Source organism: Hyphococcus sp. D3-15, assembly GCF_055809375.1.
On record NZ_CM147910.1, the window covers coordinates 2188343 to 2208838 of the forward strand.

Annotated in this window: 19 protein-coding genes and 2 pseudogenes; 13 read left to right on the forward strand and 8 right to left on the reverse strand. The window is 59.7% G+C overall.

Going from position 1 to position 20496, the window contains the following annotated elements; genetic code table 11:
- The first annotated feature begins 78 nt into the window (after positions 1-78).
- The 8 genes and pseudogenes from AC0L8G_RS10850 to AC0L8G_RS10885 all read left to right on the forward strand — a co-directional run bounded on the left by AC0L8G_RS10850 (position 79) and on the right by AC0L8G_RS10885 (position 8146).
- Positions 79-1686 (forward strand): MmgE/PrpD family protein, encoded by a 1608-nt coding sequence (locus tag AC0L8G_RS10850; protein ID WP_473384213.1) that lies wholly within the window; start codon positions 79-81, stop codon positions 1684-1686.
- Entirely contained in the window at positions 1610-2023 is a 414-nt protein-coding gene (locus AC0L8G_RS10855) for a nuclear transport factor 2 family protein (protein WP_473384214.1), read from the forward strand. The genes AC0L8G_RS10850 and AC0L8G_RS10855 overlap by 77 nt, the downstream gene beginning before the upstream one ends.
- A gap of 10 nt (positions 2024-2033) precedes the next feature.
- Positions 2034-2591, forward strand: coding sequence for a carboxymuconolactone decarboxylase family protein (locus tag AC0L8G_RS10860; RefSeq protein ID WP_473384215.1), 558 nt, complete (start codon positions 2034-2036; stop codon positions 2589-2591).
- A 14-nt stretch (positions 2592-2605) separates the two neighbouring features.
- Positions 2606-3517 (forward strand): methylisocitrate lyase, encoded by a 912-nt coding sequence (gene prpB, locus AC0L8G_RS10865; RefSeq protein WP_473384216.1) that lies wholly within the window; start codon positions 2606-2608, stop codon positions 3515-3517.
- An 89-nt stretch (positions 3518-3606) separates the two neighbouring features.
- Positions 3607-4743 carry a bifunctional 2-methylcitrate synthase/citrate synthase gene (locus AC0L8G_RS10870; RefSeq protein ID WP_473384217.1) on the forward strand — a complete coding sequence of 379 codons (1137 nt, stop codon included), beginning with the start codon at positions 3607-3609 and terminating at the stop codon, positions 4741-4743.
- A gap of 7 nt (positions 4744-4750) precedes the next feature.
- Positions 4751-5344 carry a GTP cyclohydrolase I FolE gene (gene folE, locus AC0L8G_RS10875; RefSeq protein ID WP_473388854.1) on the forward strand — a complete coding sequence of 198 codons (594 nt, stop codon included), beginning with the start codon at positions 4751-4753 and terminating at the stop codon, positions 5342-5344.
- Between the two features lie 23 nt (positions 5345-5367).
- Positions 5368-6145: pseudogene (locus tag AC0L8G_RS10880) on the forward strand (enoyl-CoA hydratase).
- A 24-nt stretch (positions 6146-6169) separates the two neighbouring features.
- Positions 6170-8146 (forward strand): cation:proton antiporter, encoded by a 1977-nt coding sequence (locus AC0L8G_RS10885; protein ID WP_473384218.1) that lies wholly within the window; start codon positions 6170-6172, stop codon positions 8144-8146.
- Here the strand turns inward: AC0L8G_RS10885 and AC0L8G_RS10890 are convergent.
- Entirely contained in the window at positions 8130-9893 is a 1764-nt protein-coding gene (locus AC0L8G_RS10890; RefSeq protein ID WP_473384219.1) for a potassium/proton antiporter, read from the reverse strand. The genes AC0L8G_RS10885 and AC0L8G_RS10890 overlap by 17 nt on opposite strands.
- Positions 9894-10129: 236 nt before the next feature.
- On the opposite strand from AC0L8G_RS10890, the gene AC0L8G_RS10895 reads away from it, so the two are divergent.
- The 3 genes and pseudogenes from AC0L8G_RS10895 to AC0L8G_RS10905 all read left to right on the forward strand — a co-directional run bounded on the left by AC0L8G_RS10895 (position 10130) and on the right by AC0L8G_RS10905 (position 13806).
- On the forward strand, positions 10130-11038 hold the full coding sequence (locus AC0L8G_RS10895; RefSeq protein ID WP_473384220.1) for a sensor histidine kinase: 909 nt from the start codon (positions 10130-10132) through the stop codon (positions 11036-11038).
- Between the two features lie 102 nt (positions 11039-11140).
- Entirely contained in the window at positions 11141-12739 is a 1599-nt protein-coding gene (locus AC0L8G_RS10900; RefSeq protein ID WP_473384221.1) for an ATP-binding protein, read from the forward strand.
- 57 nt (positions 12740-12796) lie between these two features.
- A pseudogene (locus tag AC0L8G_RS10905) lies at positions 12797-13806 on the forward strand (isoaspartyl peptidase/L-asparaginase family protein).
- Positions 13807-13809: 3 nt separating this feature from the next.
- On the opposite strand, the gene AC0L8G_RS10910 reads toward AC0L8G_RS10905, so the two are convergent.
- Genes AC0L8G_RS10910 through sfsA form a run of 5 tightly spaced genes read right to left on the reverse strand, consistent with a single transcriptional unit; the run spans position 13810 to position 17002 of the window.
- A complete protein-coding gene (locus AC0L8G_RS10910; protein ID WP_473384222.1) occupies positions 13810-14241 on the reverse strand; it encodes a PfkB family carbohydrate kinase in 432 nt (143 codons plus the stop codon).
- The gene (locus tag AC0L8G_RS10915) at positions 14213-14731 is read right to left on the reverse strand and encodes a 1-phosphofructokinase family hexose kinase (RefSeq protein WP_473384223.1); all 519 of its coding nucleotides are present in this window, start codon (positions 14729-14731) and stop codon (positions 14213-14215) included. Before AC0L8G_RS10915 ends, AC0L8G_RS10910 begins: the two co-directional genes overlap by 29 nt.
- Positions 14728-15432, reverse strand: coding sequence for a RadC family protein (gene radC / locus AC0L8G_RS10920; RefSeq protein ID WP_473384224.1), 705 nt, complete (start codon positions 15430-15432; stop codon positions 14728-14730). The genes AC0L8G_RS10915 and radC overlap by 4 nt, the downstream gene beginning before the upstream one ends.
- An 8-nt stretch (positions 15433-15440) precedes the next feature.
- The gene (map, locus tag AC0L8G_RS10925) at positions 15441-16292 is read right to left on the reverse strand and encodes a type I methionyl aminopeptidase (RefSeq protein WP_473384225.1); all 852 of its coding nucleotides are present in this window, start codon (positions 16290-16292) and stop codon (positions 15441-15443) included.
- The gene (sfsA, locus tag AC0L8G_RS10930) at positions 16289-17002 is read right to left on the reverse strand and encodes a DNA/RNA nuclease SfsA (protein ID WP_473384226.1); all 714 of its coding nucleotides are present in this window, start codon (positions 17000-17002) and stop codon (positions 16289-16291) included. Before sfsA ends, map begins: the two co-directional genes overlap by 4 nt.
- Before the next feature lie 138 nt (positions 17003-17140).
- Here sfsA and AC0L8G_RS10935 point away from each other — a divergent pair, with 138 nt between their 5' ends.
- Together AC0L8G_RS10935 and AC0L8G_RS10940 are read left to right on the forward strand one after the other, a co-directional pair.
- A complete protein-coding gene (locus AC0L8G_RS10935; RefSeq protein ID WP_473384227.1) occupies positions 17141-17893 on the forward strand; it encodes a competence/damage-inducible protein A in 753 nt (250 codons plus the stop codon).
- Positions 17894-19270, forward strand: a complete 1377-nt coding sequence (locus AC0L8G_RS10940) for an L-serine ammonia-lyase (RefSeq protein WP_473384228.1) — start codon at positions 17894-17896, stop codon at positions 19268-19270.
- Here the strand turns inward: AC0L8G_RS10940 and AC0L8G_RS10945 are convergent, their stop codons facing one another.
- Entirely contained in the window at positions 19271-19825 is a 555-nt protein-coding gene (locus AC0L8G_RS10945; RefSeq protein WP_473384229.1) for a PH domain-containing protein, read from the reverse strand.
- A complete protein-coding gene (locus AC0L8G_RS10950) occupies positions 19794-20243 on the reverse strand; it encodes a phasin family protein (protein ID WP_473384230.1) in 450 nt (149 codons plus the stop codon). Before AC0L8G_RS10950 ends, AC0L8G_RS10945 begins: the two co-directional genes overlap by 32 nt.
- Positions 20244-20496: the final 253 nt, after the last annotated feature.

A 20496-nucleotide genomic window follows, 5' to 3' on the forward strand; every position in this document is an offset into this window, starting at 1 on the left:
CGCCCAAGCGTTGCCGAGGCGCCGTATCCGCGCCCGCCGGCCCAATCGCAATAGGCCAATCAAAAGAGGTTTGTTTCCATGGAAATCCATGACGTCCGCGCTCACCGTTCGAAAGACAATCTGAAGCGCGAAGACCAGCTTGCCTGGAAGATCGCCGCTGTCGCCGCCGACAAAGTGGAAGTCGATGCGGAAGCGACGGACATGATCATCAACCGCATTATTGATAATGCGTCTGTTGCGATTGCGTCGCTCAATCGCGGACCTATCAAATCCGCGCGGGCCATGGCGAATGCGCATTTGCGGTCCGGCGGCGCCACGCTGTTCGGCCTGCCGGCGGACCACACGGTTTGCGCTGAATGGGCGGCATGGGCCAATGGCACGGCGGTGCGCGAGCTTGATTTCCACGACACGTTTCTCGCCGCAGACTATTCGCACCCCGGCGACAATATCCCGCCGACGCTCGCCGTGGCGCAGCAATGCGGCAAGGACGGGCGCGATCTCGTTCGCGGTATTGCGACCGGCTACGAAATTCAGGTCAATCTGGTGAAGTCGATCTGCCTGCATGAGCACAAGATTGACCATATCGCCCATATCGGTCCGTCAGCTTCCGCTGCGGTCGGCACGCTGCTCGGTCTGCCGACGGAAATCATCTACCAGTCGGTGCAACAGGGCCTGCACACGACGGTGACAACGCGCCAGTCGCGCAAGGGCGAAATCTCTACCTGGAAAGCTTTTGCGCCGGCATTCGCGGGCAAGCTCGCCATTGAGGCGGTTGACCGTTGCATGCGCGGCGAGGGCGCGCCGTCGCCGATCTATGAAGGCGAAGACTCGGTGATTTCCTACATCCTGAATGGCCGCACCGCGCGCGATCAGGGCAAGAGCCCGTATGAGCCGACCTATCATGTGCCGCTTCCGGGCGCAGGCGAAGCGAAACGCGCCATCCTTGAGACCTACACCAAGGAACATTCGGCAGAATACCAGTCGCAAGCCCTGATCGATCTCGCCTTCCGCATGGGCAAAGAGATCAAGGATTTCGACAAGGTGAAGTCGATCGTTCTGCATACGTCGCATCACACCCATTACGTCATCGGCACCGGCGCGGGCGATCCGCAGAAGATGGATCCGAATGCGAGCCGTGAAACGCTCGACCATTCGATCATGTATATTTTCGCGGTCGCGCTACAGGACGGCGAATGGCACCATGTGAAATCCTATGCGCCCGAACGCGCCCAGCGCGCCGACACGGTGCGCCTGTGGCACAAAATCTCCACTACTGAAGATCCGGAATGGACGCGCCGCTATCACTCCCAGGACCCGAACGAAAAAGCCTTTGGCGCGCGGGTTGTTGTGACCATGGAAGACGGTTCGGTGATCGAAGATGAACTCGGCATTGCAAACGCACACCCGTTTGGCGCGCGTCCTTTCGGCCGGGCGGAATATATCAAGAAGTTCAAAACGCTGACCGATGAGATTCTCGACAAGTCGGAAAGCGAGCGCTTCCTCGATCTGGTTCAGCAATTGCCGAACCTCACTGCGGCGCAAGTCAAACAACTCAATCCGGTCGCGCCGAAGGGCTATCTGGTGGAGAACCCGGCGAAGGGGATTTTTGATGAATGCATCCGTCGCTGCAACGCTTTCCCGATGGCACGAAATGGCCGCATCCCGCGACCTTTCAAAAGTCGGTGAGATCGCCCGCGAGGATGTGGTGTTCCGTTCGCCGGTGGCGCATACGCCCTATCACGGTCGTGAGGCGCTGGTGCTGGCCCTGTCGACGGTCATCAAGGTGTTTGAGGATTTCAAATATCACCGCGAATTTGCAACCGATGACGGCAAGGACGTGGTGCTTGAATTCAGCGCTCAAGTGGGCGGCAAACAATTGAAAGGCGCTGACTTTATTAAATTCGATGATGACGGATTGATCGCGGAGTTTGAAGTGATGATCCGTCCTGTGACCGGCCTGATGGCGCTGGGCCAGGCAATGGGCGCCGCCCTCGATGGCGGGCTCAATCAATATAAAAAATAAAAGGGTAGAAATGTCCATTTTTGCGAGTTTGGGAGAAACCGCGGCGGTTCCGGATATTCTGAAAATGAGTCCGGTCGCGGGCATCGCGTTGATTGACTTACATGAGGCGTTGTTGCGCGGGCCATCGCCTTTGACGGAAGGTGAGCGCGAGTTGATCGCCACCTATGTGTCGGGCCTCAACAAATGCCGCTATTGCTTCACGGTTCATGCCGCATGCGCGGAAAGTTATGGGTACACGCGCGCGCAGATTGATGCGTGTCTTGAGGATATCGAGTCGGCGGACATCGAACCGAAAATGGTTCCGCTGCTGAAAGTCGCGAAGACGCTGACTGAAACCCCATCCGGCATGACGAAAGCATTGGCGCAGGAAGTATATGACGCCCGCTGGGGTGAAAACGCGCTGCACGACGCGATCATGGTGATTAGCTGTTTTAACTTTATGAACCGGTTACTTGAGGGGCATGGCGTGCATGGGGGCGGCGAGTTTTTACAAAAACGCGGCCCGATGCTGAAAGAATATGGCTATGCGCCGATCAACAAAATGCTTGAGCCATTGCTGGCGAAATAGGAAAGCAGAAACAAATGTTGTTCACGACAAAATCCGCCGCAGAAAAACGCGCTGACTTTCGCAAGGGGCTGGCCTCCGGCAAACTGTTGCAGTTTCCGGGCGCGTTTAACCCGCTTTGCGCTCAGATGATTGAATGCAAGGGCTTTGACGGCGTTTACATATCCGGTGCGGTGATGGCCGCTGATTTGTGCCTGCCGGATATCGGCATTGCGACCATGACGGAGTTCGCCGATCGAGGACAACAGATCGCGCGGGTGACAGACCTTCCTTCCTTCATTGATATCGACACCGGTTTTGGCGAGCCCATGGCGGCGGCGCGAACCGTGCGCACGATGGAGGAGGCGGGCCTATCCGGCTGCCATATTGAAGATCAGGTCATGCCGAAACGCTGCGGTCATCTCGACGGCAAGGAAATCGTGCCGACCGACATCATGGTTCAGCGCGTGAAAGCCGCAGCGGAAGCCAAGCGCGATCCGAATTTCGTTCTGATTGCGCGGTCCGATGCGCGCGCCGTCGAAGGTCTTGAGCAATCCATTGACCGCATGAAAGCCTATGTGGATGCGGGCGCCGACATGATCTTCCCGGAAGCCATGAAGGATGAGAAGGAATTCGAGGCCGTTCGTAAGGCGATCTCGGTCCCCATTCTCGCCAACATGACTGAGTTCGGAAAATCGCGCCTTCTCAATAAGAAAGAGCTCGAAGCGCTTGGTTTTAATGTCGTGATTTATCCTGTGACGACTTTGCGTCTCGCCATGGGCGCCTGTGATCGCGGTCTCGATGCGATCTTAAAGGATGGCGATCAGAACGGCATTCTCGATCAGATGCAGCACCGGCGCGATCTCTATGATTTGCTGCGCTATCACGATTACAACAAGTTCGATGAGTCGATCTACAATTTCCAGGTCAGCGATACGCCTACGGAGTAAGCGTGCCCGCACCGCGTGGCGCTGGTCTGCGCGCCAGTTGCGGATACAGAGCCCAAGTGAAAAAATCAGAGTAAGGCAGGAGAAAAACAATGACGCAACCGGATGTAAAATACGGCCTTGCCGGGGTGATGGCGGACGACACAGCCGTGTCGAAAGTGATGCCGGAGATCAACTCGCTAACCTATCGCGGCTACAAGGTGCAGGACCTTGCAACCCAGTGCCGGTTTGAAGAAGTTGCTTATCTCATCTGGAACGGCGAGCTGCCGACAAAACCGCAACTCGCAGCTTTTATCGCCGCCGAGAAAAAAGAACGCGGCCTTTCCCAGGACCTCTACAAGGTGATGGGCCTGTTTAATCCGAACGCGCATCCCATGGACACGCTGCGCACGGCGGTTTCATTCCTGGGTCAGGAAGACGAAACGACAGAGGATTCATCGCCTGAAGGGTTGATGAAAAAATCCATCCGCATGTATGCGAAGATTCCGGAGATCGTCGCGGCGACCTTCCGTATCCGCAATGGCAAGGAGCCGATTCCCGCCACGCAGGATCTGGAGTTTTCGGAAAACTTTTTTCACATGTGCTTTGGCGAAGTGCCCGCGCCGGAAATCATCAAATGTTTCGACATTTCGATGACGCTCTATGCGGAGCATTCGTTTAATGCGTCGACCTTCACGGCGCGCACCATCGCTTCTTCAACGTCGGATATTTACTCCGCTGTCACGGGCGCCATTGGCTCGCTCAAAGGTCCGCTGCATGGCGGCGCGAACGAAGCCGTGATGCATATGCTGAAAGAGGTCGGGTCGGTGGAGCAGGCCAAGGCGTGGATGCTTGATGCGCTCGCCACCAAAAAGAAAATCATGGGCTTTGGCCACCGGGTTTACCGGTCCGGGGACAGCCGGGTGCCCACCATGACCGATGCGTTCCAGAAAATGGTCGATGTTATTGGAACCAAGGAAGCCCGGAAGTATTGGGAGATGAGCCGGATTCTTGATGAAACGATGGTGGCGGAAAAGGGTATTTACCCCAATCTCGATTTCCCGGCCGGACCGGCCTATTATCTGATGGGATTCGAGATTCCGATGTTTACGCCGATTTTCGTCGTCAGCCGGATCACCGGATGGACGGCGCATGTGATTGAGCAACTCGGCAACAACAAACTTATTCGGCCATTGTCGAATTACACCGGCCCGGCGCAACGCGACGTGACGCCAATCGGTGAGAGGTAGAAAAGTGATGGCAGGCGAACCGAGACACCGTACCGAGGAAGAGCGCGCCCGCGCTCTCGAAGCGGTGAGCGAACTTATACGCTGGATCGGCGACGATCCGAAACGCGAAGGGCTGAAGGACACGCCGCGCCGTGTGGTCGATGCGTTTCTGGAATATTTCCAGGGCTATGACGAATGCCCTGAAACTTATTTGAAGCGCACCTTTGAACAGGTCGGCGGCTATGACGAAATTGTTCTCTTGAAGGACATTCCGTTCCATTCCCATTGCGAACACCATATGGCGCCGATCATCGGCAAGGCGCATGTCGCCTATTTGCCGACCGACAAGGTTGTCGGCATTTCCAAGCTTGCGCGGGTCGTTCAGGCTTATGCCCGCCGCTTGCAGGTGCAGGAACGCCTGACCGCCGAGATCGCCGACTGCATCCAGAAAGTGCTGGAGCCGCAAGGCGTCGCAGTCGTGATCGAAGCGACCCATGCATGCATGACCGCGCGCGGCGTCAACACGCCCGGCGTTTCCATGACCACCAGCCGGATGATGGGCGTTTTCCGCGAGGATCAAAAAGCGCGGGAAGAACTCGTCAAGCTTATCGGCATTAAGTGACGCAACCCATTCAGGACAAAATTATGCCTTACGAATGCATTCTTACCGAAACCGATGGCGCCGTCGCGATCATTACGCTGAACCGCCCCGACGCGCTGAACGCGTTCAACGCCACGCTGATGGATGAACTGACGCAGGCGGTGAAATCATTTGAAGCCGATGACGCGATTGGCTGCATGGTTCTGACCGGATCGGAGAAAGCCTTCGCCGCCGGTGCGGATATCAAGGAAATGGCGTCCAAGAACTATATTGATGTCTTCAAGGAAGACTTCATCTCCGGCAACTGGGAAGAAGTGACCCGCACGCGCAAGCCGATTATCGCCGCCGTGGCGGGCTATGCGCTAGGCGGCGGCTGTGAGCTCGCCTTGATGTGCGATTTCATCATCGCCGGGGACAACGCTAAATTCGGACAGCCGGAAATCTCCATCGGCGCGATGCCGGGCGCGGGCGGCACCCAGCGGCTCGCCCGCTTCATCGGCAAGTCAAAGGCCATGGAAATGTGCCTGACCGGCCGGATGATGGACGCCGAAGAAGCCGAGCGCTGCGGTCTTGTCAGCCGAGATCGTGCCCAAGGGTGAGCTGCGCGAAGAAGCGATTCGCGTCGCCAAGCAGATCGCCGGCTTCTCACGGCCGATCACCATGCTGACCAAGGAATCGGTCAATCGCGCCTATGAGACCACCCTGACCGAAGGGGTGCGCTTTGAACGCCGGGTCTTCCACTCGGTTTTCGCCTTTGAAGACCAGAAAGAGGGCATGGCCGCCTTTGCAGAAAAGCGCAAACCAGTGTTCAAGAACCGCTAGCGCGTTTCCGGCGCCGGAGACTGCATGGAAAATCTAGTCCTCGCCTTTTCGATCATCGGAGTCCTCGGCATCGGGGCGCAGTGGCTTGCCTGGCGCTTTAATCTGCCGGCGATCGTGCTGATGGCGGTCGCCGGGATTCTCGCCGGGCCGGTTTTGAACATTTTCGCCGCGCCGGACGCATTGCCGGGCACGCCGCCTATGGAGGCGATGCTTGGTGATTTCTATCGCCCGATTATCGCGGTCGCCGTCGCGGTCATATTGTTTGAAGGCGGCCTGCAACTGAATTTCTCGGATTTGCGCGGGCTGACCCGCGGCGTGCGGCGACTGGTGTTTCCCGGCGTGCCCATCGCCTGGTTTCTGGCGGCGCTTGCCGGCTACATGGTCGCCGGACTGACATGGCAGACTGCGCTGCTGTTCGGCGGGATCATGGTGGTCACAGGACCGACGGTCATCATTCCGCTGTTGCGCCAGTCAAAACTCAATCCGCGCCCCGCGACGCTGTTGAAATGGGAAGGCATCGTCAACGATCCCATTGGCGCCTTGCTGGCGGTCGTTGTCTATGAGTTTCTTGTCATCGGCGATCACAGCGCCTCCTCAGGGGAGATCATTAGTTCGCTGCTTTTGGCGTCGGTGCTCGCCGGCGGTTTGGGATACGCCTTTGGACGGTTTACGGCGGCGTCATTCCGGCGCGGTTGGGTGCCGGAATATTTGAAGCCGCCGGTGCTGCTGGCGCTTGTGCTGGTGTGTTTTGAGCTCGCCAACCTGATGCAGGAAGAAGCGGGGCTGTTGTCGGTGACGGCGATGGGCGTCACCGTTGCAAACTCGCGCATCGCCAGCATCAACGATCTGCGCCTCTTCAAAGAAAACATCACCGTGATGATGGTGTCCGGGGTGTTCATCATCCTCACGGCGAACCTCACCATGGATGCGATCAAGCTGCTCGATTGGCGGGCATTCTGGTTTATCGCCGCCATGCTGTTCGTGGTGCGCCCGCTGACCGTCATGATTTCAACCATCGGCGCGGGACTTCCGTTAAAGGAGCGATTGCTTGTCGGGTGGATTGCGCCGCGCGGCATTGTCGCCGTCGCGGTGACTGGGTTCTTCGGGGCGTCGCTGACCCAGGCCGGATACATAGATGGCGAAAAGCTTATCGCGCTCGCCTTCGCCATGGTGTTCGCCACGGTTGTGCTGCACGGATTTACGATTTCGCCGCTGGCCAAGGCGTTGGGACTGGCCTCACGCGACCGGCCGGGCGTGTTGATTGTCGGGGCGTCGCCTTTCTCCATTTCCCTGGCGACGAAGCTGAAAGAAATGGAAACCCCGGTCACGGTGGCCGACACCAGCTGGCGGCGGCTGAAAGCCGCGCGGCTGGCGAATGTGCCCACATATTATGGCGAGATCCTGTCTGAGGTGACCGAGCATCATGTCGACCTCAACCGCTTCGGTTTCCTTCTCGCGCTGGGCGGCAACGAAGCCCATAACGCGCTGGTGGCGACTGACCTTGCACCGGAATTGGGGCGCGCGGCGATCTATCAGGTGAATGCGCGCGGCAAGGATGAGGAAGACCGCAAGGCGCTTTCCTACACTTTGCAAGGGCGGACTTTCCTGCATTCCGGACCGTCGCTCGACGAGCTGGTGCGGCGGCATTATTCCGGCTGGATTTTCCAGCGCACCAGATTGTCTGAGGAATATCCGCCGGAGCAATACAAGAAAGATCTCGGGCCGGAAGGCGAGGTCATTTTGATCATCCGCAAGGGCGTCATCAATTTCGCGTCGCGCGAAAACCCGGTTGCGCCCGAGATCGGTGATGTCGTGCTCGCCTATATTCCGAAGCCGCCCGATGTGAAGCCTGACAAAGATAAAGAAGCGAAGGCGGAAAAGGACAAAGCCGCGGCGGAAAAGAAAAAGACGCCGCACCTGCAAAGCCTGACGCGCCCGCAGAGCCCAAGCCTGCCGCGCCGCCTTTCACGCCCGAAGGCAAAGTCTAGGATTGCTTTTTGAGCAGCGCCTGAACCCGTTCGAAAATCTGGTTCATGGCTTCATAAGCCTTGTTGGCGATCGTGCTGGACCGGTTTTCGGCCGGGTCGATAATCAGTCCGACGCTATCGATGGCGCCGTCCGCATCTAGCGCATTCACCACCAGTTCGACGCCGCCGACAGGCACCCGGTCGCCGACAATGGCGGCGCCGCGAAGCTCCTCCGACAGATACTCGCCGAGACTGAGACCTTCCGCACCGGCGCCGACCGGCAAGCTGTAAAGGCGGGCGACATCGGCCAGCGGCGAGGCGCCGTCGAGAAAGAAATCCCCGAAAATATTGAGATTGTCCTGATCGGCGGGCTTTGCGTAGATGTTATCCAGCGCAGGAATCTGCGTCGGTGAGGCGAACAAATACACATGGTCGTCCGCCTGCAGCGGCCCGGCATTATGGATTGAATAGGTGCTGCCCTGCCTCAGGATCATCAGGGGCCGGGCCCAGCGCGGAACGCGTTCGCCCTGCGCCACCGTGCTTTCGGGATGAATGTGATAGCCGACAAGCTCAAGCTCGGAACCGCCCGGCAATTCAAGCTCGACGCGATCGACTATGCCGGGCTCTGGAGGCGCGAGCATATTCAATAGCCGCGCGGCGAAACTGATGCTCCAGCCTTGTATGAGCAGCGAGGCGAGCACCATGATGAACACGATGTTGAAATAAACGCCGCCATTCCCGAGCCCGCCGAGCACAGGAAGAATTGCAAGCATGATGGACACGGCGCCGCGCAGTCCGACCCATCCGACAAAAGCGGATTCGCGCCATTTGAAACCGAATGGAAGCAGGCATAGCCAGACGGCCGCGGGTCGCGCGATAAAGATCAGCACAAAGGCGAGTGCGATGGCGGGCGCGGCGACTGCGCCAAATTCTGACGGAGTCGCCAGAAGGCCGAGGGTCAAGAACATGCCGATCTGGGCGAGCCACGTCATGCCGACCTGAAAACGGCGGACGCGATGGGCGTATTTGATACGCCGGTTTCCGGCTACAACGCCGGCCACATAGGCGGCGAGAAAGCCGCTGCCGCCGATCAGGCCGGTGAGCGAAAACACCACGAGGGCGGAAGCGAGGCCGGTGATCGGGAACAGGCCCGCATCGAGATTGCGAAGCCGGTTGAGGAGCGCCGCAATGGCGACGCCGCCCGCCAGTCCCATGAAAATGCCAAGGCCGATTTGCTGCGCGAAAGCGGCTGCAAAATCGAGCCCGAGGGAGACGCCGCCGCCGATTTGCGCCGCCGCCAGTTCCACGAAAACGGTGGTCAGGAAGATCGCCATGGGATCGTTCGCGCCCGATTCCACTTCGAGCGTCGCCTTGACCCGGTCCCGTAGCTTCAGCCCGCCCACGCGCAAGAGGAAGAACACGGCCGCCGCGTCGGTTGAAGCAACGATGGAGCCGAGCAGCATGGCCTCAATCCAGCTGACATTGAAAAGGAAATGCGCGGCAAGGCCGACAAAGCCGCTGGTCAGCATGACGCCGAGCGTGGCGAGGGTCAGCGCCGGCCCCGCAGCAAGGCGATAGCTGCGCAGCGGCGTGTCGAAACCGCTGTCAAAAAGGATAATCGCCAGCGCCAGCGACCCGATGAAGTAGGCGATGCCGCCGCTGTCGAACTCGATGCGCAACAGGCCGTCTTCGCCGGCAAGCAGGCCGATGCACAGGAAGACAAGTAGAAGAGGCGCGCCGACGCGGCGAGAGACAAGGCTGGTCAGCGTGCTGAGCGCCACCAGGCCTGCTCCGAGAAAGATGGCGAGATAGATGAGGTCTGTCAGAATTACCGCCGAATTTTTGGAGTGCCGTATAGTTAACAGCTCTATGAAACCACGACGTTAAACGCAACGCTGAAACCGGCCGCGCGGACGCAAAACGCTCACCTTAATCAAAAGTAAATCAAGCGGCGTCGTGAGATTGCTTAACGGCGTATTAGCGCTTGGCGGATAGTTTTCCGTTCAGGGACAGTCACATGCGTTCGTTGCGGTCATTTACAGCATCACAGGGCTCACGGCTCGCCGACTATGGCGCGCGCGTGAGCGAGCTATTGGTGCGCCGCCGGGCGGAGTTGGAAGCACGCGCCGCGCGCATCGAAGCAGAGCTGGCGATCAAGGCAAGATCGGAATTTCTGGCGAATATGAATCACGAATTGCGGACGCCGCTGAATGCAATCATCGGCTTCGCCACCATGTTGCGCGACGGCGAAGACTATCAGCTCGCGGTCGACCAGCGGCGCACCTATGCGGAATATATCCTCCAGTCGGCGGATTTGCTGCTTGGGCATATCAACACGATCCTCGAAGTGGCGGCGCTTGAAGCCGGCCAGGTTGAGATCAGCGCGGAAGCCATCGATTTCCGGGCGCTTTTGGATGAGGCGGTTGAGCGCGCGCAGGTTCGCGCCGATGCCGCCGGGGTCAAGATCAAGCGGCAGAGCGAACGCGACGAGATTATCGGTTGGGGCGACGCGGAACGGTTCGGTCAGGCGGTTGATCATTTGATCCAGACAGCGGTCAAACTCAGCAGCGAAGGCGCCAGCGTGCATGTGCGCGCTTCCATCGCCGACAATGGCTGGGCCGAGATCGCCGTGCGCGACGCCGGAGACGGTTTCACCGACGAGGATCTCACCGAGGCGCTGGAGGCGTTTTCCGAAATCCATCGCGGTCTCGACAGATCATTCCTCGGCCCTGGCGTCGGCTATGCGGTCGCCAAGACCTTCGTAGAGATGCAGGGCGGGCGTTTCGCCATTGAAAGCCGCGCCGGGCAGGGAACCCGCGCGCGCATATCTTTGCCGATCGCGGAAGCCGGACTCGAGGGCGGCGAGGCGGACGACACAGAAACAGAACAAGATCACGCTGTGGAGCGGAAAAATGACGCCGCATAAATCGCCGGTAAAAAAGGTCCGTTTGCACGCAAGGGCGCCGCAGCGCCAACGGCGGAAGCCTTTGATCAGGCGTTTCAGGACAAGCCGCGCGTCGGCACGGTGGTGTCCGTCACCGGTTCGCACGCCCTGGTCATGCTTGATGAAGACACGCCGGATTCGGACCGGTCGTCGCGCCCGCAGCTTGGCGCGATTATGAGTGTGGACGCCGGCTCCTCAATCGTACTCGGTCTGGTTTCCGCTATGAGCATGCCCGCGCCGAGCCTCGATGCGGGCGGAGCCGATATGCGGATTATTGAAATCGAGTTGATCGGGGAATTCACCAAACCCACCATCAATGCGCCGGCGCGGTTCCGGCGCGGGGTTTCCGGCTATCCGACGCTGGGCGACAATGTGCATGTTGCAACGCGCGATGAGCTCACCGCGCTTTTCGCGGTCAATGGCGCTGCGAGCGTGCGCGTAGGTGTGGTCAAACAGGACGCGACCATACCGGCGACAGTCAATGTCGATGAGATTTTCTCCCGTCACTGCGCCGTGCTGGGCACGACCGGCGCCGGGAAGTCCTGCGCTGTGGCGCTGTTGCTGCGGGCGGTGCTGCAACGCTTTCCCCATGCGCATATTGTCGTTCTCGATCCGCATAATGAATATTCAAACAGCTTTGGCGATGGCGCGGTGATCTTCGATCCCACCAGCTTTTCCCTGCCATATTGGATGCTGACCTTCGACGAGCTTGTGGAAGTGCTGTATCCGGGGCGGGCGCGCGATTCAGAAGAAGTCGAAATTCTCGCGGACCTTTTGCCTGCGGCCAAGAAAATGAACATGACTGGTCCCGGGCGCGGCGGGCGGTTGCGCACCGACATGTCGGCGGTGACGGTGGACACGCCGTCGCCTTACCGGATTTCAGAACTGCTTGGCCTGATCGACAAAGCGCTCGGCGGCATGGACGGCTCGCGCAATGTCGCGCCCTATAAACGCCTGCGCAGCCGTCTTTATGCAATCAGTCAGGATGCGCGATACGCCTTCATGTTTGGCGGCCTGACGGTGCAGGACACGCTGAAAGACATGCTCAGCGAGCTGTTTCGCATTCCGGTTGACGGCAGGCCGGTGAGCGTCATCGAGCTGGGCGGGCTCCCGGCGGAAGTCGTGCAGGTCGTTGTCTCGGTCGTGTCGCGTCTCGCCTTTGAGTTTGGCCTGTGGAGCAAGGGCGCCGCGCCGATTGCGCTGGTATGCGAAGATGCGCATCGTTATGCGCCCGCCAATCCGGAAGAAGGGTTTGGTCCGACGCGCCGGTCCCTGATCCGCATCGCAAAGGAAGGGCGCAAGACCGGCGTTTCCTTGTGGATCGCTTCGCAGCGGCCGACGGAACTCGATCCGACCGTGCTCTCCCAGTGCAATACGATCTTCGCCATGCGGCTGGCAAATCAGGCCGATCAGGATGCTTTGCGCGCCGCTGTCCCGGATGCGTCGACAAGCCTGCTGAGCTGTCTGCCGTCGCTCGGTCTTGGCGAGGCGATTGCGGTTGGCGAGGGCGTGCCGATGCCGACGCGCATCCGCTTTGATGCGCTGCCCGCCGACGCAGTGCCGCGCAGCATCTCAGCCTCGTTCACCGATGGCTGGTCCGTCGAGATCGAAGACAACAGCTTCATCGATCGCATTGTCGAGCAATGGCGCGCGCAACGCATCCTGACGCCGGATATCGACTAGCCGCACTTGATCCATCTGCGCACCCGTTCCAAAATCCCGGAAAGGGAAGGGGCGTTCATGCGCATTCTTGTTGGGCTTTTTGTATTTTTATATTCGGTTGGCGCGGCTTGGGCTGAGCCACAGGACAGCGCGAAAGCGCCGCCGCCAGTCACGATTGTTATTCATGGCGGCGCTGGGGCGCTCGCGCCGGGGCGCTATACGCCAGCGGAAGAAACTGCGTTCCGTGAAAAGCTGACCGAGGCGTTGAATGCGGGTTACGCGATTCTCGAGGAAGGCGGCGCTGCGCTCGACGCCGTTCAGGCCGCCATTGTGTTGATGGAAGACGCGCCCATGTTCAATGCGGGCAAGGGGGCGGTGTTCACGCGCGATGGCAAGAACGAGCTGGATGCGTCGATCATGGATGGCGCGACGCTGAATGCCGGCGCGGTCGCCGGCGTGACCAAAGTCAAAAACCCGATCAAGCTCGCCCGGGCGGTGATGGAAAACTCCGAGCATGTGATGTTCGCGCGCAAGGGCGCTGAGAAATTTGCGAGGGAGCAAGGGCTGGAAATGGTGAAGCCCGGCTATTTCCGGACCGAACACCGGTGGAAAGCTTATAAGCGGGCGCTGAAAGCGGAGAAAAAGAAAAAGGGCGCCGAACTTCCGCATGATTTCAAATATGGCACGGTCGGCGCCGTCGCGCTTGACGCAACTGGCAATCTCGCCGCCGGCACATCGACAGGCGGCATGACGTTGAAACGATATGGCCGGGTCGGCGACGCCCCGATCATCGGCGCCGGCGCCTTCGCCGACAACAAATCCTGTGCTGTGTCTTCAACCGGCTGGGGGAGTATTTCATCCGCCTCACCATCGCGCGGGATATTTGCGCGCAAGTCGAATATGCGGGCAAGTCCGTCAGTGAAGCAGCGGATGACGTCATACATCACCGATTGCAGGATATGGGCGCGGATGGCGGCGTCATCGTGCTCGGCCCGGATGGGTCTTACGCGATGACATTCAACACCAAAGGCATGTTCCGCGGCGTTAAAAACGCCGAGACCGAATCCGTGGCGATTTACGGGGAGTGACGTTTACTCGCCCTTATAGAGCCTGTTCACATCCGCCGGATCGAACAGCGCCGTGCCTTCGCTCATGCGGGTCGCAGCGGCGGCGGCCATGCCATAACACAAAGCGGCTTCCGGATCGTCGCCGCGTGACAGGGCGGTGAGAAGGCCGCCAACAAAACTATCGCCCGCGCCGACCGCGCTTGATGCGCGCACCTTGTATGAGGGCGCAGTGAACACGCCATCTGCATTGGCCAACAAGGAACCGTCACCCGCATGGCTGACCACCATGTTCTGCACGCGCCCCTTGGACACAACCTCTCTGGCGAAAGCTTCGATCTCGTCCGGCCAGCGCAGCGTTTTGCCTGACAGGGCGGTGTATTCATATTCATTCTGACGCAGCATATAGACGCCTTCATCGAGCGCCGCCTCAAGGCCGCTGATCGAGATCCAGCACAAAACGCGCGCCTTTCTGTTTGGCGATATGCGCGGCCTCGGCCCAGAAATCCGCCGGCGCGCCGGGCGGCAGGCTGCCGCTGGCGACGACGAAATCGCCCGACTCCGCTTCCTCGCGCACAGCGTTGAAGAAGCGCTTCATGTCGCTATCGCTCATTTCCGCGCCGGGCAGGTTGAAGCGATATTCATTGCCTTCCTTGTGATTGTTCACATGAAAGGCGAGGCGGGTGTCGCCCGAGATTGGAATCATCCGCATGGGCACGTTTTCAGCGGCGAGCGATTTCACCAGGGCATCGCCATAAACGCCGCCTGCCGTGAACACGGCCAGCGTATGGGCGCCAAGCCGCGAGCATGAGCGCGCCACATTGATCCCGCCGCCGCCCGGATGCATTTGCGGGTCGCGGCAGCGGATCTTGCGGTTCGGTTCGACGAAATCCGCATGGACGGCGTAATCGAGCGCCGGGTTCGGCGTGAGCGTAATGATGCGGGTCATGTGAGGAGCCCTAATGTTTTGAAGCTTGCATGGCGGTCATGGCCAATGACGAGGTGATCGTGAACGTGAATATTGAGCGCCGCGGCGGCTTTCACGATCTGGTTCGTCATGTCGACATCAGCCTTTGACGGGGTCGGGTCGCCGGAGGGGTGGTTGTGCACCAGAATGATGGCGGAGGCGCCGAGTTCCAGCGCGCGCTTGACCACTTCGCGCGGATAGACAGGCGTGTGATCCACCGTGCCGCGTTGCTGCACCTCATCGGCGATCAGAATATTTTTCTTGTCGAGAAACAGGATGCGAAAGAGTTCGGTCTTTTCATCCGCCATCGCCGCCCGGCAATAGGAAAGCAGCGCATCCCAGGAGGAAATCACCGGACGCTTCAGCACCCGCGCTTGGGCAAGCTTGATGGAAGCGGCGTGAATGATCTTCATTTCCTGCGCGACATTTTCAGAGACGCCTTTGACTTCCATAAGCAACTCGATCGGCGCCGCAAGCACCTGCGGAAAGCCACCGAATTTCGCGATCAAGTCTTTCGCCAACGGTTTCACATCGCGGCGCGGGATGGCGCGGAACAAAATGAGCTCAAGCAACTCGTAGTCCTGAACCCCGTCAACGCCGGCCTTTTTAAAGCGCGCGCGCAAACGCTCGCGATGGCCCTTGGCGTGGTCGTTGGCGGCGTTCTTCTTTGCAGTTTCGCCCATCATGCGCCCTAGTAAGGCGGCCGATCGAGGCCTTTGGGCGATTTGGTGAAGATTTCGAAGCCGGTGTCCGTCACGGCGATGGAATGCTCGAATTGCGCGGACAGGGATTTGTCCCGCGACACGGCGGTCCAGTTGTCTTTCATCAATTTGACGTCCGGCTTGCCCTCATTGATCATCGGTTCGATGGTGAAGAACATGCCGGGCTTTAGCTCAGTGTCCGGCGCCTGGTGCACGCCGCCCCAGCGGTCTTTATATTCGGCATAATGAACGACATTCGGCGCGTCATGAAAGACGCGGCCGAGGCCATGGCCGCAAAAGTCGCGGACGACGGAAAAGCCCTGACCTTCAGCCAGCGATTGGATCGCTTTACCAATGTCGCGCAGGGTGGCGCCGGGTTTCACCGCATTGATCCCCGCCATCATTGCGTCATAGGTCGTGTCAACCAGACGGCGCGCTTTCACTTTGGGTTCGCCTGCGTAATACATGCGGCTGGTGTCCCCATGCCATCCGTCGACGATGACGGTGACGTCGATATTCATGATGTCGCCGTTCTTCAATACCTTCTCGCCGGGAATGCCGTGGCAGATGACATGGTTCAAAGAGATGCAGCTCGCATGGCGATAGCCGCGATAGCCGATAGTCGCCGACAACGCGCCGTGATCGAGGACGAATTCGCGGATACGGTCATCGAGCGACTGGGTGGTGACGCCGGGCTGCACATGCTCTGCGATCATATCGAGCGCTGAGGCGGCCAGGTGGCCAGCCTTGCGCATGCCCTCGAAATCTTCCGCGCGGTGCAATTTTATCGCCCCGGTGCGGATTTCCAGTTCGTCGTCATCGTCGAGCATGGCTTCGGTCATTTGGGCTCCAGGTCGATCTCAAGCGCCTTGCGCAGGACTATCTCTGCGGTTGTCACTTCGCAATCATAGCACAAAAGTTCAACCCCTGAAGAAGCGGCCAAATTCAAGGCCTTGGCGTAAGCCGGGTCGAGATCGGCGGCCGGGGCGAAGCGCCGGCAGTCCCCGCGCTGGACGATGAACAGCATGACCGCCCGGGCGCCCTCCGCCGCCATACGGGAAAGTTCCTCAAGGTGTTTCGCGCCGCGTTTGGTGACGCTGTCGGGGAATTCAGCAAGTCCGCCGGAGCGGGAGAGGTGGACGTTTTTCACTTCCACATAGCAGGGCGTTTTCCGGCGCCCGCCAGAGAGCAAGAGGTCGATGCGGCTCACCTCCCCATATTTCACCTCCCGCGCAATGTCGCCATATCCGGCAAGCTCCGGAATGATGCCCGCGGTGACGGCCTCAAGGGCGATCTTGTTCGGGTTGGATGTGTTGATCGGGACCAGCACGCCGTCCAGCTCCGTCATTTCCCAGGAGAAGGCGAGCTTGCGTTTCGGATCGCCATGCTCATGCACCCAGACGCGCGCGCCCTCGATGGCGACGCCCATCATCGAACCGGGATTAGCGCAATGCGCCGTGACCTCGCGGCCGTCATCAAGGCGAATGTCGGCGAGAAACCGCTTATAGCGCTTGATGAGTTCTCCGGTGATGAGCGGCGCAGGCAATCTCATTCTGATAATTTCCGTTTCTGGCGAGCAAGCGCGGCGCAACCTACGCAATGCGGAGAGAGGGCTCAACCGCTCTGATAAGCAGCATTTCCCCGGCGCGCGAAAACCGTTAAGAGGGCAGCCAGAAAAGCAGGTGTGAGAATGCAGAAAACAGCGGCGATATTGGCGATTGGCGATGAATTGCTTTCCGGGCGCACACGCGACGCCAATATGCATTATCTCGCGGGCTGGCTGACCGAACGCGGCGTCGCCCTCACAGAGGCGCGGGTGGTGCCTGACGATGCGGCGATGATCGGTGATGCGCTGAATGCGCTGCGCGGCCGCTATGATTATGTGTTCACCTCAGGCGGCATCGGGCCGACCCATGACGACATCACCGTTGATGCAATTTCGGCGGCGCTCGGCGTGCCGGTGGTCGAACATCCGCGCGCGGCGGCGATGGTGCGGGCCTATTACGCCGCCCGCAATATTGAGGTGACCCCGGCAAGGATGCGTATGGCGCGCACGCCGGAAGGCGCTGAGCTGATCGACAATCCTGTCTCCGGCGCGCCTGGTGTGATGATCGGCAATATCTTTGTCATGGCCGGCGTGCCGCGCATTTTTCAGGCCATGTTGAACGCCATTGATGGCGAGATTGAGCGCGGCGCGGTGACCCATTCCTTCGCCGCCACAGCGAAGAATCTACCGGAGTCGATGCTCGCGGATCAACTGCGCGATATTCAATCGGCGCTGAAGGGCGTCAATCTCGGCAGCTATCCGATCGATGGCGACGTTAAGGGCGTCACGGTGGTCGCCCGTTCTGCGGTCGCGGAAACGGCGGAGCAGGCGATCAACGCCGTCGCGGCGGCGATGCGCGCGCTTGGCTTTGAGCCGGAGATGGAAGACCGCAAGTAAATGCTGTCTGTTTTCGATATCTTTAAAATCGGTATTGGTCCTTCCTCCTCGCATACTGTGGGGCCGATGCGGATCGGGCGGCGCTTTCTGGAAGAAGCGAAGGCGGCGGGCGTGTTGGCGCAAGCCGTGCGCGTGAAAGTCGACCTGCATGGATCGCTGGCGCTCACAGGCGTCGGCCACGGCACGGATAAGGCGAGCGTGCTCGGACTTATCGGCTTCGAGCCGGAGGCGGTTGATCCGGATGAAGCGGAACGCGCCTTTGCGGCGGCAAAGGCGGACAAGCAGATTACGCTTTTTGGCGGCGCGCGGATTTTATTCGACCCGGCAAAGGATATTGACCTGCGCGGTGATATCTCGCCATCGGTGCATCCGAATGAGATGCGCCTGACCTTGTACGCCGAGACCGGTGAGGAGCTGTTCTCGCAAGTCTATTATTCAGTAGGCGGCGGATTCATCGCCAGCGAAAAACAGCTATCCATGCCTGTCGAGAATGACCTTATCCCGACGGCGCATTCAGGCCGCCGGGTTTTCGGCAGTGCGGCGGAACTGCTCGACATTTGCCGGGAAGAAAACCTTTCTATCCACGAGATCATTCTTCAAAATGAAGATGAACACCGCGCCCGCGCCGACACCGAAGCGATGTTGGACCGCATCTGGTTCGCCATGCGCGACTGTATCGAGCGGGGGCTGCATACGCGCGGTGAGCTGCCTGGCGGGTTGAAGGTGAAGCGCCGCGCGCCGTCGCTCTACGCCAAGCTGCAAGAGGCGCCGCTGGCCAATGAGCGCGAGCAGCTGTTTGACTGGCTCAATGTCTACGCCATGGCGGTGAACGAAGAAAACGCCGCGGGCGGGCGTGTCGTCACGGCGCCGACCAACGGCGCGGCGGGCATCATTCCCTCCGTCCTAAAGCATTATTGCTGCGGCGAGGGTGAGAATATCGAGCATATTCGCATTTTCCTCCTGACCGCGGCGGGGATCGGCATGCTCTACAAACAGCGCGCGTCGATTTCCGGCGCCGAAATGGGCTGTCAGGGCGAAGTCGGCGTCGCCTGTTCCATGGCGGCTGGCGCGCTCGCCGCCGTCTGGGGCGGAACGCCGGGGCAAGTGGAGCACGCGGCCGAGATCGGCATGGAGCACAATCTCGGGCTGACTTGCGACCCTGTCGGCGGCCTCGTGCAGATTCCTTGCATCGAGCGCAATGCCATCGGCGCGGTGAAGGCGGTCAACGCCGCCCGCCTAGCATTGCGCGCCTCCGACGAGCACAAGGTTTCGCTGGATCAGGTGATCGAGACCATGCGCCAGACCGGCATTGATATGTCGCGCAAATATAAAGAAACGTCCGAGGGCGGGCTGGCGGTGAATGTCGTCGAATGCTGATCAGGGCGCGGGCTGTCTGACCATGCCGCGGGCGCGGACAATGGCCGTCTCGATTTCCCGGCGCACGCGCATCGGTTGGCCGAGCACCGGAAACTCCACAACCGCAGAGCCCGTGCCGCGCGCTTTCAGGACGCCGTAACCGAGAATGCGCCCAAGGAAACTCTGGGTCACCAGCACTTCCTCGATCTCGTCAAGCATGACTTCATGCGCCGTGCGGGCGACCAGTCCGGTCTTCAGGATAAGCCGCACGGATGTCACGGCGATCACCGTGGTCCATTTGTGGACATAGCGGCGCAGCGTGATGAACAGGCCGAGCATGAAAGCCGCGCCGCTGGCGAAGATGAAGTTTTCGCCAAAGGGTTCAGGGTGGAAATAATCCTTTGTGAACCCCCAGGCCCACATGCCGGCGGGAATGCAGGACAGGGCGAACCAGAACCAGCTTTGAACGTCATAGGTCCAGTTGAAATGCGCACGGTAAAGATATTCCTCTCCCGGCGCGAGCGTCTTTTTTACATAGGCCACGTCAGGCGGCTTCGCCTTTTGTGCCGCGTTCATCCAGTTCCTCGAGCACCTCTTCGGCGCGCGCTTCCACCGGCGCTAGCGTGTTGTTGGCGATATCCGCCGCCATATGCATGATTTTCGACGCTTCATCCGCATAGTCGCGCAAGGCGTCCTCAACAAATTGCGCTTGCGAGTGAAATGCGTTCTTGCTGGTTTTCGCGGTCATATAGGATTGCGCGCTGGCGATGTCTTTCTGGAACCGCCGATTGACGAAGTCGATCAGCTCCCAATTGATTTGCGCAGCGCCGCCAAAATAGGCGCGGGCGGCGCGCGTGACATAATCAACATTGCGCGCGCTGGCGGCGGTGATTTCGCCCGGATCGAAAACCGGGAAGGGCGTCACCCGGTGCTCGTCTTCGTCAAATATGGTACTGGCTTCGCTCGCTACTGGTTTGGCTGACTTGGCCACCATAGGCCTCCTTCCAAAAAAGCGGGACTTGAATGAGGTTGAGCATAGCCGCCCACTGTGACGGGGGTTTGACCTGGGTCAAGCGCCGCGCGCGCAAAAGACAGTCGCCATTATCTATTGCGCGGTCCGCGCGCCGCGCGCAGGACCGCTGAATAACGGTTGCGGACAACGCCATTCCGCACCCCGACCGAGCTATCCTAAAGGCGCGCGGCCGGGCGGGGATGAAATTTCATCTATTAAATTTTGTCCCCGGATT

Bases quoted from the DNA above. Each gene is read 5' to 3' on its own strand.
- AC0L8G_RS10895 (WP_473384220.1), top strand. From the start codon at position 10,130: ATGCGTTCGTTGCGGTCATTTACAGCATCACAGGGCTCACGGCTCGCC.
- AC0L8G_RS10915 (WP_473384223.1), bottom strand. From the start codon at position 14,731: ATGACCCGCATCATTACGCTCACGCCGAACCCGGCGCTCGATTACGCC.
- radC (WP_473384224.1), bottom strand. From the start codon at position 15,432: ATGGGCGAAACTGCAAAGAAGAACGCCGCCAACGACCACGCCAAGGGC.
- prpB (WP_473384216.1), top strand. From the start codon at position 2,606: ATGTTGTTCACGACAAAATCCGCCGCAGAAAAACGCGCTGACTTTCGC.
- AC0L8G_RS10935 (WP_473384227.1), top strand. From the start codon at position 17,141: ATGCAGAAAACAGCGGCGATATTGGCGATTGGCGATGAATTGCTTTCC.
- AC0L8G_RS10855 (WP_473384214.1), top strand. From the start codon at position 1,610: ATGAATGCATCCGTCGCTGCAACGCTTTCCCGATGGCACGAAATGGCC.
- AC0L8G_RS10950 (WP_473384230.1), bottom strand. From the start codon at position 20,243: ATGGTGGCCAAGTCAGCCAAACCAGTAGCGAGCGAAGCCAGTACCATA.
- sfsA (WP_473384226.1), bottom strand. From the start codon at position 17,002: ATGAGATTGCCTGCGCCGCTCATCACCGGAGAACTCATCAAGCGCTAT.
- AC0L8G_RS10885 (WP_473384218.1), top strand. From the start codon at position 6,170: ATGGAAAATCTAGTCCTCGCCTTTTCGATCATCGGAGTCCTCGGCATC.
- AC0L8G_RS10945 (WP_473384229.1), bottom strand. From the start codon at position 19,825: ATGAACGCGGCACAAAAGGCGAAGCCGCCTGACGTGGCCTATGTAAAA.
- AC0L8G_RS10940 (WP_473384228.1), top strand. From the start codon at position 17,894: ATGCTGTCTGTTTTCGATATCTTTAAAATCGGTATTGGTCCTTCCTCC.
- AC0L8G_RS10860 (WP_473384215.1), top strand. From the start codon at position 2,034: ATGTCCATTTTTGCGAGTTTGGGAGAAACCGCGGCGGTTCCGGATATT.
- map (WP_473384225.1), bottom strand. From the start codon at position 16,292: ATGACCGAAGCCATGCTCGACGATGACGACGAACTGGAAATCCGCACC.
- AC0L8G_RS10850 (WP_473384213.1), top strand. From the start codon at position 79: ATGGAAATCCATGACGTCCGCGCTCACCGTTCGAAAGACAATCTGAAG.
- folE (WP_473388854.1), top strand. From the start codon at position 4,751: ATGGCAGGCGAACCGAGACACCGTACCGAGGAAGAGCGCGCCCGCGCT.
- AC0L8G_RS10870 (WP_473384217.1), top strand. From the start codon at position 3,607: ATGACGCAACCGGATGTAAAATACGGCCTTGCCGGGGTGATGGCGGAC.